We start from the raw sequence: 18,847 nt of genomic DNA, 5'->3' as shown, positions 1-18,847 counted from the left end.
TTATACACGGGGATTATCGATTTTCTCTTGAGCGGCATTGGCTTTATCAACCATTCCTGTCATGGTCGATCCTTGTACGAGAATAGAGAAAACCACCACCGCATAAGTCATGATTAAAATCAGTTCACGGACGTCGATATTCTTCTCAGGGACGACCATCACACCAGCCGGCACTGCCATGGCCATGGCAAGGGCTAACCCACCTCTTAGGCCTCCCCAACTCAAAATACGAACGGCCCAAGGGTTGTATTGACGAAAGCGATTGAAGCCGAAATAGCAGGCTTTCACACTGAGATAACGAGCGAACAGTACAACGGGTACAACTGCGGCCATAATGATCCAGTCTTCCTTATGGAAGCTAATCTGTAACAGGCTGACCCCGATCAACAAGAACAGTAAGCTATTCAAAAACTCATCGACCAATTCCCAAAAATGGTCCAGATGATCCTCACTCTCTTTGGAGAAGCCAATAAAGCGAGTCCAGTTACCGATCATAATGCCAGATACTACCATCGCCAGTGGCCCGGAAACATGCAACATATCGGCGAGCACATACCCCGCGCTAGGAATAGCCAATGTCAGTAGCAGTTCCATGGAATGGTCATTGGTCGCGCAGATCAAACGGTGAAACAGGTAACCCAATATCAGACCGTATAAAATCCCACCGATAGCTTCTTGTAAGAACAATGCGATCGTACCACCGAGTGTCGGCTCGCTGTCGCCAAACGCCAAGGTAAAAAGCGTCACGAAAATAACAATCCCGACCCCGTCGTTAAACAGTGACTCTCCCTCGATTTGGGTGGTGATCCGCCTAGGTGCCTGTAGCCGCTTAACAATGGCCAACACCGCGATGGGATCGGTTGGAGAAATCAGCGCCCCAAACAATAAACAATAGATAAAATCAAAAGGAATGCCGATCAGTTGGAAGACGCCCCAAATACCGGCACCAACCAGCGAGACAGAGACCAACAGGCCGCCGAGGACGAGGGTGGTGATTTCCCATTTTTGATCAGAGAAATGGGGAAGCTTGACACCAATACCGCCCGCGAATAAAAGGAAACCGAGTACGCCTTTGAGTAAAAAGGCATCAAAGTGGATATCGGTCAATATTTGCTCCGCCATCGCCTTTAACGGAATGGCTTGGTATTGACCGGCGATCACGATCAAAAGAGAAAGGAGTAGAGAGCTTGCAGTGATCGCGATAGTCGTTTGTACTCGGCTGATTTTACTATTAATAAAGGCGATAAAGATGGCAGCAGCAGCCATGAAACTGAGGATTGCGTAGGTAGACATGCAGCTTCCTAGTACGACGAGGAATGAAAGAGTTACAAAATATTAATAGAAATTGCGCTCAAAACGAACAGCTGAATTGAAATAGATCAAAATTAATCGATATTTATAGACGTCTAGATTTCCAAAATGGCTGTGGTAGGATAAAACTATCGCAATCAGGATGGTGATATCACGGGGTAAGAATGGATCGATTAACACAGCGTCTCTCTAAGTGTATTTTGGTGATCGATGGCGGTATGGGCACCATGATCCAAGGCTTAGGACTCGGCGAAGCCGATTACCGCGGCGCACGCTTTAAAGACTGGCATTGTGATGTGAAAGGTAACAATGACCTTTTGGTACTGACGCAGCCTGAAAAAATAGCAGCGTTACACAGCGACTATCTGGCCGCGGGCGCGGACATCATAGAAACCAATACGTTCAACGCGACCCAGATAGCCATGGCCGATTACGACATGCAGGCCATCAGTGCGGAGATAAATTTAGCTGCTGCGCGTCTTGCTCGCGACGTGGCTGACCACTGGACGGCGAAAACCCCAGAAAAACCACGCTTTGTTGCTGGGGTTCTCGGACCCACGAATCGCACTTGCTCTATCTCTCCAGATGTGAACGATCCTGGCTTTCGTAATGTCACCTTTGATCAATTAGTTGAGGGGTATGCGGAGTCCACTGAGGCGTTGATGGATGGTGGTGTTGATCTCATCATGTTGGAAACCATCTTTGATACCTTGAACGCGAAAGCCTGTGCCTTTGCTGTTGAAAAAGTCTTTGATGCCCGAGGTGTGCGCTTACCCATTATGATCTCTGGCACCATCACCGATGCGTCTGGTCGTACGCTCTCTGGGCAAACCACCGCGGCGTTTTATCACTCTTTACGCCACGTCGAACCGCTTTCTTTTGGTTTGAACTGTGCGCTGGGGCCAGCCGAATTGCGTCAGTACGTCAAAGAGCTCAGTGAGATCTGCGAAGGATTTGTTTCGGTTCATCCCAATGCCGGTTTACCCAATGCGTTTGGCGAATACGATCTCTCGCCTGAAGACATGGCAAAACATATCGACGAATGGGCCGCTTCTGGCTTTATTAACCTGGTGGGTGGGTGCTGTGGTACCACACCTGAGCATATTCAAGCGATCAGCGAAGTGGTGGCGAAACATGCCCCCCGTGCGCGCCCCTCTCAGTCTGTGGCATGTCGACTATCAGGGCTAGAACCGCTGACTATTAATGCTGAAAGCCTGTTCGTGAACGTGGGGGAGCGCACTAATGTCACTGGGTCGGCGCGTTTTAAGCGTTTAATCGTCGAAGAACAATACGACGAAGCGCTTGAGGTGGCGTTGCAGCAAGTGGAAAACGGGGCGCAAATCATCGATATCAATATGGATGAAGGCATGTTGGATGCACAGCAAGCCATGGTACGTTTTCTCAATCTGTGTGCGGCTGAGCCCGATATTGCTCGGGTACCGGTGATGATTGACTCCTCAAAGTGGGAGATCATTGAAGCCGGACTGAAGTGTATCCAAGGTAAAGGGATTGTGAACTCAATTTCTCTTAAAGAGGGGGAAGCCGCGTTTATTCAACAAGCCCACTTAGTCCGTCGATACGGTGCCGCTGTGATTGTGATGGCGTTTGATGAGCAAGGCCAGGCTGATACACGTGAACGTAAAGTCGAGATTTGCACGCGCGCGTATCACCTGCTGGTTGATCAAGTCGGCTTCCCGCCGGAAGACATTATCTTTGATCCTAATATCTTCGCGGTGGCCACCGGCATTGATGAGCATAATAACTACGCGGTCGACTTCATCAACGCGGTCGCAGATATCAAACAAACCCTGCCGCATGCCATGATTTCAGGTGGCGTGTCTAACGTGTCTTTTTCGTTTCGCGGAAACAACCCAGTGCGTGAGGCGATCCATGCGGTGTTTCTCTACCATTGCATTAAAAACGGTATGGATATGGGCATCGTCAATGCTGGCCAGTTAGCCATTTATGATGATTTGCCTGAATCGCTGCGTGTGGCGGTGGAAGATGTGGTGCTTAACAAAGACGATGGCGCCACGGAACGTTTACTGGCGTTGGCGGACAGCTACCGCGACCGCGGTGAAAACGAAGTGGCAGAAACCGCGGAGTGGCGCAGTTGGCCAGTGGATAAACGGCTTGAACATGCACTGGTTAAAGGCATTACCGAATTTATTGTTGAAGATACTGAGCTAGCTCGAGCGGCGGCGAGTAAACCGTTGGAAGTGATAGAAGGCCCACTAATGGCGGGCATGAATGTGGTGGGAGACTTATTTGGCGAAGGTAAGATGTTCCTGCCGCAAGTGGTGAAGTCGGCGCGGGTGATGAAACAAGCCGTGGCCTATCTTGAACCTTACATCAACGCTGAAAAGCAACAAGGGCAGACCAATGGCAAGATCTTACTTGCCACGGTAAAAGGCGACGTGCATGACATTGGCAAAAACATTGTCGGCGTAGTGCTGCAATGCAATAACTTCGAGATTATTGATCTCGGTGTGATGGTGCCGACCGATAAAATCCTGTCAGTGGCGCGCGAGGAGCAAGTCGACATTATTGGTTTGTCAGGCCTTATCACGCCGTCGTTGGATGAAATGGTGAATGTCGCCAAAGAAATGGAAAGGCAAGGGTTTGATATTCCGCTATTGATTGGGGGGGCGACCACATCCAAAGCGCATACCGCGGTGAAAATAGAGCAGCACTACCAGGCTCCTGTGGTGTATGTGTCGAATGCGTCACGTGCCGTTGGCGTTTGTGCATCGCTATTATCGCCGGCTCAATATCCGGACTTTGTCGCGCGCTTACAAAAAGAGTATGTGTCAGTACGAGAGCAGCACCAACGCAAGACACCCCGCACTCCGCCTGTCACCCTGGACGCGGCAAGGGCAAACAAATGGCAAACCGATTGGGCCCATTACACGCCGCCCCAGCCGGCGAGGCCGGGCGTCCATGTTTACGATGATGTCTCGATAGCGACATTACGTCAGTATATCGATTGGACCCCTTTCTTTATGACCTGGTCCCTGAGCGGCAAATTCCCAGCGATTTTAGACCACGAGCTGGTGGGTGAAGAAGCACGCCGTTTGTATGAAGACGCTAATGGTTGGCTCGACCGGTTTGAGCACGAAGGATTGATCGCCGCAAAAGGGGTGTGTGGTGTCTTTCCTGCCAACAGCCTAGAGGACGATATAGAGGTGTATACTGACACATCACGGCAAACGGTGGGCACGGTACTGAACCATTTACGTCAGCAAACCAAAAAGCCACGCGGCGCCAATTATTGCTTGTCGGACTTTATCGCGCCGAAAACCAGTGGTCAGCCTGATTGGATTGGTGCGTTTGCGGTGACAGGCGGCATTGGCGAGTATGCCTTGGCGGAAAGTTATAAAGTTGTAGGGGATGATTACAACGCGATCATGATCCAAGCGGTCGCCGATCGATTAGCAGAAGCCTTTGCAGAATACCTGCACCAGCAAATTCGGATCTCATTGTGGGGCTATGCGCCCAATGAGACGCTCGATAACGACGCCTTGATCCGGGAGCAATACCAAGGGATCCGGCCGGCTCCGGGTTATGCTGCCTGCCCTGAGCACAGCGAGAAAGGAAAAATTTGGCAGTTGCTCTCGGTAGAAGCGCATACGGGCATGACACTCACCGAAAGCTATGCCATGTGGCCAGGCGCATCTGTGTCGGGGTGGTACTTCTCACATCCTGAATCACGCTACTTTGCGGTGGCTAAGATTCAAGATGATCAACGTGACAGTTATGCGGCGCGCAAAGAGTGGAGCAGCAAAGACGCGGAAAAATGGCTCGGGCCAAACTTAAACGCCTAATGAAAAAAGACCAGCACATCACATGTGCTGGCCTTTTTTTACTCAAATAAGTCAGCGTGTAACCGCTGTACGACATGGGTCGCGTCGTGATCGTCGACCACCACACAGACATTGTGATTGCTGGCACCATAGCAAATCATGCGCAGTTTATATTGAGCAAGCGCACTAAATACCGGCGCTGTCGCGCCCGGTGTGTGATTCATCTCGTTACCGATCAGCGCAACAACCGCTAGATTCGCACAGATCTCTACCTGACATAACTGCGTGAGCTCGGCGATGGCAGCCTCCGGCAGCTGCGGTGCGTCACCCTGGGTATGGGTTTGATCCAGCGTCAGAGAGACACTGACCTCCGAGGTCGTGATTAAATCAACTGAGATTTCAAAGCGCGCCAAGATCTCAAACACCTTGGCCAAAAAACCACAAGCATGAAACATGTTTAAGCTGGTCAGTGTCACCATGGTCTGGTTGCGCCTGAGGGCCACGGCACGAAAGAGCGGCGCTGAGTGCGCTTGCTCACGGATCCAGGTACCGCCTTGTTCGGGGGCTCTCGCCGCGCCGACAAATACCGGGATATGCTGGCGTACCGCGGGCACTAACGTCGATGGATGGAGGATCTTGGCACCAAAGGTAGCCATTTCCGAGGCTTCGCTAAAGCTAATTTCACTAATCGGACGAGCACGATCAGTCACTCGTGGATCGGTGGTATAAATCCCGGGGACATCGGTCCAGATGGCCAAACTTTCTGCTCCGATCGCCTCGGCGAATAGCGCGGCACTGTAGTCACTGCCGCCACGGCCTAAGGTGGTGGTATGCCCGTTCGCATCAGCACCGATAAACCCTTGCGTGACCACTAAGTGCGTCGCTAAGCGGGGGAGTAATTGGTTCTGGCACTGAATCTTGGTTTGTTGTCGATCCGGTTGGGCACAGCCGAAGTGACTATCGGTGCGCAATAACGCTCGCGCATCGGCCCTCACCGTGGCCATGCCTCGGCTATTGAGCAAGTGAGTAAAAATATAGGTTGAGATGAGCTCACCACAAGCGACCAACGCATCCGTTAACGCTGTACTGGGAGCAGATGCTGCGGTATTTGCATAGTCGGCAATCGTTTGGTGCCAGTCATCGACTGCTGTTTGCGTGTCCTGGCAAGCGGGAAGCGCGTTTAATATCACTTGGTGGATAGCGGTGATGGCAACCAGTTTGTCTTGACGGACTTGTGGGTCGTTGATCCCTTGTGCCAGTGCAACCAAGTGATTGGTGACGCCTGCGCACGCACTGATCACCACAAAGCGGGTATGTGGGTTTTGCTCGATAACATCAGCGCTTTGTTGCATGGCATCGATAGTGCCAACGCTCGTCCCGCCAAACTTAGCGACTGAAATCGGTGGTAATGGGTTCACGTCCTTTTCCCCTCTCATCATACAAATGGGTCTAATTCATTATGGGGAACATCAGAAGTCACATCGTGACCGCGGTAGGGACCGCAAAAAAGAAGGAAGAGCAAACGGCAGGCATGGACTGCCAGAAGCGCTCCACCTGTCTTCCTGTAGGGATGACAAGTGACAGCCTGAAGGATTCAGCCTCCTAGGCCGGCAGCGTTTCGCCCCCAAGCTTACGCCACCTCGGCATTGTCTCCCCTGATTATCATACCTTGGAGTGGGGCTCCGCATGATAACTGCCTGAGAAATGCACCTCTTCTGCATGTTCAGTCCCGGGTTGGTTATCCCGTGAACAGCATTTACATTACGGGCGAGATGACAGGGTGTCAACAGCCTTTTGGTCACGATCAGTGCCTTGGCAAAATTGTCCAGCGATCACACAGTTCACATGCCAGGCAATAGGGATATGGCGAAAAAATATGCTATAACGGTCATCTGTGTGTACCAACAACAAGGAAAGGTTATGGCACGTTCAATTTCCGAGATTCAATCTTTTCAGCCCGTGGCTCGCACGTTAATGGGCCCGGGCCCCTCTGATATTTATCCTGCAGTGCTACAGGCACTCAGCCGTCCGACTGTCGGACACCTTGACCCTTTGTTTATCGCGATGATGGATGAAGTCAAACAACTGCTTCAATATGCGTTTCAAACCGACAACCCTTTTACCCTGGCGATTTCGGCGCCAGGCAGTGCCGGGATGGAAGCTTGCTTTGTCAACTTAGTTGAACCGGGTGAAAAAGTGATTGTCTGTCGCAATGGTGTGTTTGGCGATCGTATGCGGGAAAATGTCGAGCGTTGCGGCGCAACAGCAGTGATGGTCGACGATGCCTGGGGTGCCCCTGTTAGTCCAGAAAACGTTGAGGCTGCGTTGAAAGCCCATCCGGATGCCAGCACGCTTGCGTTTGTCCATGCTGAAACCTCAACCGGCGCTTGTTCGGATGCGCAAACACTGGCGAGATTGGCGCGGGAGCACGGTTGCTTAACCATTGTCGACGCCGTGACTTCACTCGGTGGCGTGCCATTGAAAGTCGATGAGTGGCAGCTCGATGCCGTGTATTCCGGTAGCCAAAAATGTTTGTCATGTGTCCCTGGCTTATCGCCTGTCACCTTCTCACCGCGTGCTGTGGCTAAAATGCAATCGCGAACCCACAAGGTACAAAGTTGGTTTCTCGATCAAAGCCTGGTGCTTGGTTATTGGAGCGGAGAAGGGAAACGCAGCTATCACCATACCGCGCCGGTCAATAGTTTGTATGCCTTGCATGAGTCGTTATTGCGGCTCTATCAAGAAGGGCTTGAGCATGCATGGCAACGTCATCAAGACATGCATCAACACCTCAAAGCAGGGCTGGATGAGCTCGGTATCACTTTTGTGGTTGATCAGCCTTACCGTTTGCCGCAGCTTAACGCGGTCACTATTCCGGATGGCGTGGACGATGCGGCAGTACGTCAGCACCTGCTCACGACCTATAACCTCGAAATTGGTGCCGGCTTAGGCGATCTCGCCGGTAAAGCGTGGCGCATTGGCTTAATGGGCTACGGGGCACGGCATGAGAATGTGGCGCTGTGTCTGAAAGCGTTAGAAAACGCGTTACGTTAAGGCGTTAAGGTATCGGGCAAGGTATGGCGAGTGGTCCATACTTTGCTTGCTTGCGGGTATAAATAGCGCGCTTCTTGTTGAATATCGCGTGCGCGTTGATGATCACCAATTTGTAACGCAACCTGATACGCATGCTGATAGCCCGAAAAGCGTGGGCGTTGCGCGACTTGACGCAGTAAATCATCCAAATGCTGGTGGCGTGCTACGTCAGATAAGTGCGCCAAATTCGCTTGAAAGTGACGGTCTTGTTGCGCGCGGTGCAGTTTTTGCTGCCACCATGGGTGTTGCTGATACAAGGTAAAACGCTGCGAACTTAATAAGGAATCACGCAGATAGCGATTGGCGAGGTAAACGGATGACAAGCTCAGTAAGGTGACGAGCACCAGCGCCATGATCACACTACGGCTCGCGACACGCTGACTATAACGGTGTGAAAACACGGGATAACGACGATATCGACTGGTTAAGTTGTCTAACCAATACAACCAAATCAATAACAATACCCCGTTAAACCACTGTGTGCCACTGGCTGGATAAATCATCAGGCCGGTCAGTGGTGGCAATACTAAGGCGATCAATATTCTACGTGTTCCTGACGGTGCACGTAGAATACGAAGTGTTAGCGCGGCTAACACCACAAGATAGCCGCAGGCGACAACGAGCCCCCCTTCAAGGAGCCACAGGATTAAAGCACTGGGTAAGGTCACCGGGCCGGAATGATTCGGTTGTGAGGCAGACAGTAATAGCAACGTTGACTGACCATTGCCCATGCCCACTCCAAAAAATGGCGTCATTTGCCATTGCTGCCACGCCAGCATCAGTGCGCGCTGATCGTCGGCGGTGAGCCAGTGCCAGTTGTCTTGACCACTGAGACCAAATACCGCCAAAAATGCCCCTGCCGAGATAGCGATCATCCACATACGATGCTGGCGTCGCGAGGCAAAGCGGGCTAAATACACTTGTTGTAAGCCAATCGCACACAGGGCGAATAGCAACAGTAAGGGTTGCTCTTGCATCGCCAATATCGGAATCAACACGAGCGGTGTTAACGCGAGTAAGCCTTGGCTAACCGGGTGGCGATATCGACCACTGGGCTCTCTGGCCAAAATGTAGGCGGCGAGCGTGACTCCGGTTAACAATAAGGTGTGAGTCACGGCTGGAGGGAGGTGAGGGACCCATTGATCAAACATAAAGGGTGCCATGCCCGGCGGAGGCTGGTTCCCTAATACCGACAATACCGCTAACCAGGAGGCCAACAATAAGACGACCAGTAGTTTTTGTCGTTGGGCGTGATTAAAAATAAACTGCTGTAGGGCTGAGAAAAAGCCAAAGCTTAGCGCTAAAACGATGAGCGCATAGCCACTATTGTGGCCCAGTGCCTGCGGATAAAAATAGGGCATCATCGCCAAGCCGGTCGCAAGTGCCAATGTGCCGGTCAGCCGATTGGCTCGCCATGTGTGTTGACGGATAACCTCCAAACTGGCGAACCCAAGCGCAAATGCCAAGGTGAGTAATGATAGCGCCGCCGCCGGGTGACGTATGCCTACCAGCGGCAGAGCAACCGAGTAAAGAGGCAGACAAATCAGCCACAATACCGTTAAGGTCACCAAAAAGGGCACCGTCAACGGCTTGCGTATGACACGACTAGGCGGCAGCACTAACGTCATTATCGCTCCAACATTGGCTTGAGGAAGTGGGCCGTGTGGCTGCCGACCACATCGATAATCGATTCCGGTGTGCCTTGGGCGATAATTTCACCCCCGCCATTGCCGCCCTCAGGCCCCAGATCGATGATCCAGTCGGCCGTCTTGATCACATCTAAATTATGTTCAATAACCACAATAGTATTCCCTTGCTCACGTAGGCGGTGGAGAACATTGAGCAGTTGTTGAATATCATGAAAGTGTAACCCTGTGGTTGGCTCATCAAGAATATATAAGGTTTTACCGGTATCGCGTTTGGACAGCTCTCGGGCTAACTTCACCCGTTGCGCTTCACCACCAGACAGGGTCGTCGCCGCTTGGCCTAGGCGCACATAGCTCAAGCCAACATCCATCAAGGTTTGCAGCTTACGCTTAATGGCTGGCACTGCATCAAAGAATTCACGCGCGTCTTCCACTGTCATTGCCAGGACTTCATCGATGGTTTTGCCTTTATAGCGTACTTCAAGTGTCTCGCGGTTGTAGCGTTTGCCCTTACACACATCACAAGGGACATACACATCCGGCAAAAAGTGCATTTCTACTTTGATGACCCCATCGCCTTGACAGGCTTCACAGCGGCCACCGCGTACGTTAAAACTAAAGCGACCCACCTTGTAGCCTCGTGCCCGTGCTTCTTGTGTGCCGGCAAACAGTTCACGAATCGGGGTAAAGATCCCAGTGTAAGTGGCGGGGTTTGAGCGCGGCGTACGGCCAATGGGGCTTTGATCGATGTCGATAACCTTATCAAAGTGTCCTAGGCCATCAATCTCGGCATACGGCGCAGGATCCGCGGTCGTGGCACCGTTTAATTGCTGGTGGGCGACTTTAAAGAAGGTATCGTTGATGAGGGTTGATTTTCCAGATCCCGACACGCCCGTAACACAAGTGAGTAAGCCGACAGGTAAGTGCAGGTCCACATTTTTGAGGTTATTTCCGGTTGCACCTTTGAGCGTCAACATCTTGTTGGGATCGCGCGGTATCCGTTGTGCTGGCACCGCAATCGCTTGTTTGCCAGAAAGATACTGCCCGGTAAGTGAATGCTCACTGGCAAGAATATCGTCAAGGCTGCCTTCTGCCACGATCTCGCCGCCGTGCGCGCCCGCCCCTGGGCCTATATCGATAATGTAATCCGCGGCACGAATAGCGTCTTCATCATGTTCAACCACCATCACGGTATTGCCCAGATCGCGCAAGTGCTCCAAGGTATCCAGTAAGCGCGCGTTATCTCGTTGATGCAAGCCAATCGATGGTTCATCCAATACGTACATCACACCGACAAGGCCAGCACCAATTTGACTAGCGAGTCGAATGCGTTGGGCTTCTCCCCCGGATAAGGTATCGGCGCTACGTGACAAGTTAAGGTAATTGAGCCCGACATTGACCAAAAAGCGTAATCTGTCATGGATTTCTTTCATCACCTTTTCGGCGATTTTTGCACGTTGGCCGCTAAGCGACAGTTGTTCAAAGAAATCGAGCGCCTGCTGAATACTGAGCTCACAAATTTCTGGCAGATTACGGTTATCGATAAAAACATGTCGAGCTTCTTGACGTAAACGCGATCCACCGCAGCTGGCGCAGGGCTTAGTGGCAATATATTTGGCGAGTTCGTCGCGCACCGCATTAGACTCGGTATCGCGATAACGTCGCTCCATATTATTGAGGATCCCCTCGAACGGATGCTTACGTACGCGAATATCGCCACGATCGTTGACGTATTTAAACTCGATCTCTTTCGGCCCAGACCCATATAAAAGTATATCTTGCATGGTGCCGGAGAGATCTTGCCAGGGCGTTTCCAGATCAAAACCGTAATGCTCAGACAGTGAACGCAGCATTTGGAAGTAATAAAAGTTACGACGATCCCAGCCTCGGATCGCACCACCTGCGAGACTGACCGTAGGGTTTTGAATCACGCGTTTGCGATCAAAGTACTGCTGAACGCCTAACCCGTCACAGGTGCCACACGCACCGGCGGGATTATTAAATGAGAACAAGCGAGGCTCTAGCTCTTGCATGCTGTAACCACAATGGGGGCAGGCAAAGTTAGCAGAAAAAATGATTTCTTCACCGTCGCCGTCCATCCAGCTGATGACCGCACTGCCACCCGTGAGTTCGAGCGCGGTTTCAAAGGATTCAGCTAAACGTTGTTGTTGATCGTCGCGTACTTTAAATCGGTCAACCACCACTTCGATGGTGTGTTTTTTTTGCAGCTCCAGCGTGGGTGGATCGGACAGATCACACACCTCGCCGTTGATCCGCGCACGAATAAACCCTTGAGCAGCGAGGTTTTCAAGTGTTTTTACATGCTCACCTTTTCGGTTTTTGATAATCGGTGCCAGCAGCATTAATTTACTGCCTTCAGGCAGGGCCAACACTTTATCTACCATTTGGCTAATGGTTTGTGCCGCTAGGGTGACATCATGGGTGGGGCAGCGTGGCTCTCCCACTCGGGCGTACAGCAAACGCAGATAGTCATAGACTTCAGTGATGGTGCCAACGGTGGAGCGGGGATTATGTGATGTCGACTTTTGCTCAATCGAGATGGCGGGTGACAGCCCTTCGATATGGTCAACATCGGGTTTTTCCATCAAGGATAAAAATTGACGCGCATACGATGATAAAGACTCAACATAGCGACGTTGACCTTCGGCATACAAGGTATCGAAAGCGAGTGATGACTTCCCTGAGCCAGACAGGCCGGTGATGACAATTAGCTTATCACGGGGGATGGTCACGTTAATATTTTTGAGGTTGTGCGTACGCGCGCCTCTGACGTCGATATTGTCCATTATTATCCTACTACTCAATCAGCTCACTGGTTGGTCGTTGAGTATCGCACAGACACGACCATGACCAAACAAAAAGGCTGTATATTTACACAGCCTTTGCTCGTATCGAAAAAACCACTCGCGCCGGTGCACCTTGAGGCGATTACGGATTTTTGACGGTTGCCTCATCTTTGTTGCTGCTACCGAGGTAGTGATGCTGATAGCAGTGATTTGTGGCCTCAATAAAGCCCTCAACACTGCCACAATCAAAGCGCTCGCCTTTAAATTTATAGGCAAGCACACAGCCTGACTGCGCTTGTTTTAGCAAGGCATCGGTGATCTGCACCTCACCATTTTTACCTGGTGGGGTGTTTTCTAACAGATCAAAGATATCGGGCGTGAGAATATAACGGCCAATAATCGCAAGGTTGCTCGGTGCATTACCGGGATCGGGTTTTTCTACCATATTGTCTACGCGGAAAAGGTCATCTTTGATCTCTTGGCCCGCAATCACCCCGTATTTATGGGTTTCATCTTCTGGTACTTCTTCGACGGCGACAATGGAGCAGCGGAACTGATTGTAGAGCGCGACCATCTGGTTAAGCACGCCGTTGCCTGGATGAATACAAAGATCATCAGCAAGGACGACCGCAAAGGCCTCATCGCCGACCAGATCGCGCCCCGTGAGGATCGCGTGTCCTAACCCGCGCATTTCATGTTGGCGAACGTAAGTGAAGGAGGCTTTTTCTATCGTATTACGAATATCGTCCAGCAGTGCTTCTTTATTGGTGCCACTGATTTGATGTTCGAGCTCATAGTTTTTATCAAAATGGTCCATAATGGCATGTTTGCCGCGCCCTGTGACGATACACATACCATTGATGCCCGCTTCCAACGCTTCATCTACGCCATATTCAATCAGGGGTTTATTGACCACCGGCATCATTTCTTTCGGCATCGATTTGGTCGCCGGTAAAAAGCGGGTGCCATAGCCAGCCGCTGGGAACAGACATTTTTTAATCATCGTGGATCCTTTGTTTTATCGAGTCGCCATCAGCACGTTAGGCTGTATGTACGCCACTTACCGGCTTGCGAATAAGTAGCCACTCAGCATATATCTTATGAGGCAAAACGTTTTTTATAGAGCAACAGTTTGTTATGGAGCAACAGTTTGTTATAAAGCAATAGTTTGTTATCGAGCAATAGTTTGCTGGGTTACAGGCAGCGACGCAAGTCGTAAGCATACTCAGGGCGTGAGAGCGTGACGGCCTCGCTATTGCTGATCCCGCTATGGCGAAAAATGTGCCATAAACGCGGCGGTAAATGCCGATAAGGCGGTGGCAGGCAAGGCATTGATGCCCGCCGCGGCAGCCCGACCGCCACCGGTAGCAAATTGCTCTGCTAACTGTACCGCGCCAGAGGGACGATTTAACGGCGCGCGGATACTGACCATCCAATCACCGCTCGGCATCGGCGTCAGTACAGCATGCGCACTGTCGGGCGCCTGATTTGCCAGCTGATTGCCTAACATACCACTGATGCGACGCGCCCAAGCAGCATCCGGTAACAGATAAATTTTACCCCCATATCCAGTGGTTTCAGGCGCTAGCGCTTTCGCTTTATCACGGTCGCTTTGGTAGGCCTCTGCCAAGGTCGTTACAATGTCCGGATAAGCGCGCATAAAGGCATCGGGGGTATCAAAGCCACACAGATGCCGATATAAGATGGCAGGAGGCATGATCAGATCATCCAGGCTGGCGCCATAGCTATTGTAATTAAGACAGTGGCCAAGCTGTTCAAGCCGATCACGTTGGCTGGCTGCTATTTGTGACTGGTGGGCGAGGGCGTTAGCGGTGCGATGGAGATTATCGCCATAGGCACCAACCAGCGCCCATTCTCGATATTGACCGTGCAAAAGTTTATCAATAATTAAGGCGGTGCAGGTGTTCGCGCTGGTATGAATGTGGGCGTGAAGCAAAGGCGATTGAGGCACGGCGCCGCTTTGGTGGTGATCGGCATAAAAAACCTGGGTGCCGGAGGCGAGCAAAGCGTCAAGAGCAGCTTGATTTTTGGCCATGGAGAGATCCATCACTGTGACCTGCTCAGTGGCCAGGGGAACCTGCTTTAACAGTGCAATATCACGTTTTACCCCGGTGATCAGCGTATTGGCTTCAGGGTAGGCAAGACGCCATTGCACCAATGCCGCTAGGCCGTCTGCATCGCCATTAAATACATCGAAAGCCATCCTACAACGTCCTTTTTGGCTAAGAATCACACCATGGTAACGCGGGGACAGCTGCGGTCCAAGTTACCCATTGACCTCGTCATTATCGACTGGACCTTCTTGTCCGGTAAAGCCAATTAATGAGGCGTTATTTTTCGCCCAGAACACGGCTTGGACACGGTTTTTGACGTTGATTTTCTTAAACACGTTATACAGATGCGATTTGACTGTGTGCTCACTCACCGCTAAGGCATTGGCGATATCTTGATTTGAGGCACCTGTGACCAAATGATGCAAAATCTGCTGTTCACGGTTAGTCAACACTACCGCCTGTTCGTCAATGGTTTGCTGGTGATGCTGTTGGTAATAATGGATTAAGGCAGCCATTTTATGGCGGGGCAACCAATACTCACCGGAAAACATCTTTTCAATGCCGTGACAAAGGTGATGTACTTCATCCTCTTTTTTAAATACCCCTTTGATAAAAGGCCAGCTCGCCAGCTCTTTGGCACTCAAATCATGGGCATTGAGTAAGGCGAATACGTGTTGCTCGGCAAAGGGTGCTAACGTTTGTTTGAGTTGGTCGGTAGCGGTGTCATCAAAGGCATTGAGATCAATGAGCACCAGTCCAGAACGCGCAGTCAGTTTGGCTGCAATCTCGTGGGGAGGCACGAGTTCAACGGCACTATGTGTTTCTTTTTCTAAACACGTCATTAACGCCGAAACAGACATGCTAGGCTGGGAAATAAGAAGAAGGGTGTAATGGTCTGAAGTGGTTTCTGCTTGGTTCATAAGCATCCTACTAATGATCACTTAACCGGCGTCGCTGCGTGAGCGCTGGGCACTGTCCGTTCACAAACGCCAAGGCGAGGCAAGATTTGTATCAGTTTAAACTATTTTCATTGCTCAGGTATATCCACTTTGTGGTAACGCATTGTTACGCCATTGCAAGCGCAGAATCTGGAACCTGATCGCGTTGAAAAGCTTCGAACCTCGAGGGGGCTCGTGCTAGACTTCATGCTTATTTATCCAGTGAGCGAAATCATTTCGCGCGTAACAGCAACAATGGGAGTCACCTATGGCCAGCCGTGGCATAAATAAAGTCATCTTGATTGGTAATTTGGGCAATGATCCGGAAATCCGTTACCTTCCCAACGGCGGTGCGGTGGCGAACCTAAGCCTCGCGACCTCGGAGTCATGGCGTGATAAAAACACCGGTGAGATGCGAGAGAAAACAGAATGGCATCGTGTTGTGTTATTTGGTAAAACCGCAGAAGTCGCCGGTGAGTATCTGCGTAAAGGCTCGCAAGTGTATATTGAAGGCCAACTACAAACGCGTAAATGGCAAGACCAAAGCGGTCAAGATCGCTACACCACGGAAGTGGCGGTACAGCCGTTTAGCGGTAGCATGCAAATGCTCGGTGGTCGCGGTGGCCAAAACCAAGGCCAGCCAATGCAGCAGCCATCGCAGCAGCAAGGTGGATGGGGTCAACCTCAGCAGCCTCAGCAAAATATGAATCAACAACCACCTCAGCAGCAAGCGGCCCCGCAACCACAATCTCAGCCTCAGTCGCAACCTCAGCAGCAGTATAATGATCTGCCTGACTTTGACGACGATATTCCGTTCTAGGCTACGTTCTTAACCAACGGCTATCTGAGCGCCATATCGTTATCGACAAAGCTTGATCGACAAAGCGCCCCGTGATTGGGGCGCTTTGTTTTTATGATGTCGTATTGATTCACGGCATGAGATTAGGCAACGCCAGGTCCAGCTTTTAAAAAGTGAGGCAGTTGGGTTGGCGTGGGGCATTTTAATTGGCCCATCACCTGAGTCATTTGTTGAGTGAGCATTTCAATGGCATGCTCACCACCGTGTTGACCCACGGCGCCACAGGCATAAACAAACGTTCGGCCCAGCAAGGTAAAGTCAGCACCCATTGCCATGGCCTGCGCTACGTTGCCACCGCTTTGTACGCCGCTGTCCATTAACAGTTTAATTTTATCGCCGTATTGATGCTTAATGGTTTGAATCGTGTCTAACGGGGATTCGCCCACATCTAACTGGCGGCCGCCATGATTGGATAGCACCACACCATCTGCGCCCAGCGCAACTGCTTGTGCGACATCCTCAGGATTGACCAGCCCTTTAAGCACTAATGGCCCATCCCAGTTATCCCGGATCACTTTTAGGCTCTCAAAGTCGACCGCGCCCATCACGGTATTATTCATAAAGTTAGCCAGCTCGCTGGTGGGCATATTCTTGGGCATGTAAGGTTTCAAGGTCTGCATTTCAGGAACACCGGCAAGGAGTGTATGCCAGCTCCAGCTCGGACATTGCATCATTTGCGCGATATTACGAAGGTTCATTTTGGGCGGCATGGCCAGGCCATTTTTGATATCGCGAGGACGATAACCAAAGGTGGGGACATCCACCGTCACCACCAGCACTTTATACCCTGCTCGTTTGATGCGTCCCATCAGATCGTCACGGATCTTGGCATCCGTCGGGTTATACAGCTGGTACCACGCCGTGCCCTCAGAGATCTCGGCAATGGTTTCAAGACTCGCTGAGGATACGGTGCTGAGTACATAAGGAAGGTTCGATTTGTAAGCCGCTTTCGCGAGAATTTCTGGCGCTTTTGGCCACATCAGCCCTTGTAATCCGACGGGCGCGACACCGAATGGGGCGGCGTAGTGTTTGCCAAATAGTTCGACCGATAAGTCAATGTCGGGGGTCGGGGCGAGTAAATCAGATTGCAGCTTTACTTGAGTGAAGGAGCTTGCATTGTGCGCCACCCCAATTTCGTCGTGACAACCGCCACAAAGATAATCAAACGCGAAGGCAGGAATACGCTTTTTAGCTGCTTTTTTAAGCGCAGGCGTATCAGGGTATTGAGGATGATAGTAAGACATAAATATCGTATCGCTGTGAGGTGAGTGTTTAGCCCTACCCTAGCGCAGCAATTGTTAGTGATATATAGACAAAAAATAAAATACTTTTTCCAAAATCGCCTAACCCCTTATAGAACCTAGCCTCCCATAAAAGGGTGGCGCGTGCTAAATGTACAACTGTTTAACTTTTTGTTTAATAAAATCGATAAATAGCTTGGTCTTCGTGTGGTTGTATTCCAACTTGGGGTAATACGCATAAGCCGATGAGCGTGGCTGCTTGAGTGCAGGCAATACGGGAACCAATAAGCCCTGATCAATTTCTTTTTGCACGGTCCCAGCCCCTCCTAAAATAATGCCCATGCCAATGACCGCGGCGCTCACTAAGGCTTCAGGGTTAGGCGAGACAAAGTTTCCCGACAACTGCAAACGTGTGCCATCTTCGAAGACCCGCTCTTGAGGCTGATGGGAGTGACCATAGAGCAAAATATTATGTTGGCTTAGTTGGTCAGGGTGGGTAATCGGCGCGTGCCGAGCAAGATAGGTGGGTGAGGCAAAAAAGCCAGGCTGAAAATCAAACAGCTTTGCCGCAATATAGCTGGCAGAGTTGAAGTACTCGAGCTCGCGGCTGATCACCACATCAAGATTAAGATCAGGGAGCTGTCCTGGGGTCAAGGTGGTGAGCTCAACCTTGATTTTCGGATAAATCTCAAGAAACTCAGCAATAAAGTTGACCAGAAAACGGTTCCCTGTCACCAATGGCGCACCAATACGTAATATGCCGCTGACTTCCCCAAAGGTAGACGTGGTTTCACTGACTAATTGTTGCCAATCGTCGACCCAGGTTTTTGCTCGGTGATAAAAAAGATCACCGGCATCGGTCATCGACAAGCTTCGGGTGGTGCGTTTTAACAGTTGCACGCCAAGCTGGCGCTCAAGCCAACTCAGGCGTTTGGATAAGGCTGAGCTTGAGGTATGTAGTTGCGTGGCAGCTTGTGCTAACGAGCCCTGATCGACCACACAAATAAAGCTTTTGGTACAGGTAATCCAGTCCATGAGTCCTCTTGGGGAAGAAAAGGTAGCCACGGATGGTGG

Annotated in this window: 12 protein-coding genes and 1 riboswitch; of the genes, 3 read left to right on the top strand and 9 right to left on the bottom strand. The window is 51.0% G+C overall.

Annotated elements, in window-relative coordinates:
* The gene (locus BZG76_RS01690; protein ID WP_021022713.1) at positions 1-1,293 is read right to left on the bottom strand and encodes a cation:proton antiporter; all 1,293 of its coding nucleotides are present in this window, start codon (positions 1,291-1,293) and stop codon (positions 1-3) included.
* A gap of 182 nt (positions 1,294-1,475) precedes the next feature.
* Between BZG76_RS01690 and metH the strand changes: the two genes are divergently transcribed.
* Positions 1,476-5,135, top strand: a complete 3,660-nt coding sequence (gene metH, locus BZG76_RS01685) for a methionine synthase (RefSeq protein ID WP_077459916.1) — start codon at positions 1,476-1,478, stop codon at positions 5,133-5,135.
* Positions 5,136-5,173: 38 nt separating this feature from the next.
* Here the strand turns inward: metH and lysC are convergent, their stop codons facing one another.
* A complete protein-coding gene (lysC, locus tag BZG76_RS01680; protein ID WP_443216254.1) occupies positions 5,174-6,550 on the bottom strand; it encodes a lysine-sensitive aspartokinase 3 in 1,377 nt (458 codons plus the stop codon).
* A gap of 99 nt (positions 6,551-6,649) precedes the next feature.
* Positions 6,650-6,837, bottom strand: a riboswitch (Lysine riboswitch).
* 197 nt (positions 6,838-7,034) lie between these two features.
* On the opposite strand from lysC, the gene BZG76_RS01675 reads away from it, so the two are divergent.
* Positions 7,035-8,168, top strand: coding sequence for a pyridoxal-phosphate-dependent aminotransferase family protein (locus BZG76_RS01675; RefSeq protein WP_021022711.1), 1,134 nt, complete (start codon positions 7,035-7,037; stop codon positions 8,166-8,168).
* On the opposite strand, the gene BZG76_RS01670 is transcribed toward BZG76_RS01675, so the two are convergent.
* The 5 genes from BZG76_RS01670 to BZG76_RS01650 all read right to left on the bottom strand — a co-directional run bounded on the left by BZG76_RS01670 (position 8,165) and on the right by BZG76_RS01650 (position 15,655).
* Complete coding sequence (locus BZG76_RS01670) at positions 8,165-9,835, bottom strand: Wzy polymerase domain-containing protein (RefSeq protein ID WP_077459914.1); 1,671 nt, start codon at positions 9,833-9,835, stop codon at positions 8,165-8,167. The two genes, BZG76_RS01675 and BZG76_RS01670, sit on opposite strands and share 4 nt — an antisense overlap.
* Complete coding sequence (gene uvrA / locus BZG76_RS01665; RefSeq protein ID WP_077459913.1) at positions 9,835-12,660, bottom strand: excinuclease ABC subunit UvrA; 2,826 nt, start codon at positions 12,658-12,660, stop codon at positions 9,835-9,837. Before uvrA ends, BZG76_RS01670 begins: the two co-directional genes overlap by 1 nt.
* 142 nt (positions 12,661-12,802) lie before the next feature.
* Entirely contained in the window at positions 12,803-13,663 is an 861-nt protein-coding gene (gene galU, locus BZG76_RS01660) for a UTP--glucose-1-phosphate uridylyltransferase GalU (protein ID WP_077459912.1), read from the bottom strand.
* A gap of 264 nt (positions 13,664-13,927) precedes the next feature.
* A complete protein-coding gene (locus tag BZG76_RS01655; protein ID WP_077459911.1) occupies positions 13,928-14,884 on the bottom strand; it encodes an acetyltransferase in 957 nt (318 codons plus the stop codon).
* Positions 14,885-14,947: 63 nt separating this feature from the next.
* Positions 14,948-15,655 (bottom strand): LuxR C-terminal-related transcriptional regulator, encoded by a 708-nt coding sequence (locus BZG76_RS01650; RefSeq protein WP_021022706.1) that lies wholly within the window; start codon positions 15,653-15,655, stop codon positions 14,948-14,950.
* Between the two features lie 286 nt (positions 15,656-15,941).
* Here BZG76_RS01650 and BZG76_RS01645 point away from each other — a divergent pair, with 286 nt between their 5' ends.
* Positions 15,942-16,493, top strand: a complete 552-nt coding sequence (locus BZG76_RS01645) for a single-stranded DNA-binding protein (RefSeq protein WP_021022705.1) — start codon at positions 15,942-15,944, stop codon at positions 16,491-16,493.
* Positions 16,494-16,615: 122 nt separating this feature from the next.
* On the opposite strand, the gene BZG76_RS01640 is transcribed toward BZG76_RS01645, so the two are convergent.
* Together BZG76_RS01640 and BZG76_RS01635 are read right to left on the bottom strand one after the other, a co-directional pair.
* Entirely contained in the window at positions 16,616-17,776 is a 1,161-nt protein-coding gene (locus BZG76_RS01640) for an alpha-hydroxy acid oxidase (protein WP_077459910.1), read from the bottom strand.
* 144 nt (positions 17,777-17,920) lie between these two features.
* On the bottom strand, positions 17,921-18,808 hold the full coding sequence (locus tag BZG76_RS01635; RefSeq protein ID WP_077459909.1) for a LysR family transcriptional regulator: 888 nt from the start codon (positions 18,806-18,808) through the stop codon (positions 17,921-17,923).
* Positions 18,809-18,847: the final 39 nt, after the last annotated feature.

It is taken from the genome of Salinivibrio sp. AR647 (assembly GCF_001995415.1).
GTDB lineage: Bacteria > Pseudomonadota > Gammaproteobacteria > Enterobacterales > Vibrionaceae > Salinivibrio > Salinivibrio costicola.
Note: the sequence above shows the minus strand (reverse complement) of the source record. Positions and strands in the feature narration are given on the sequence as shown.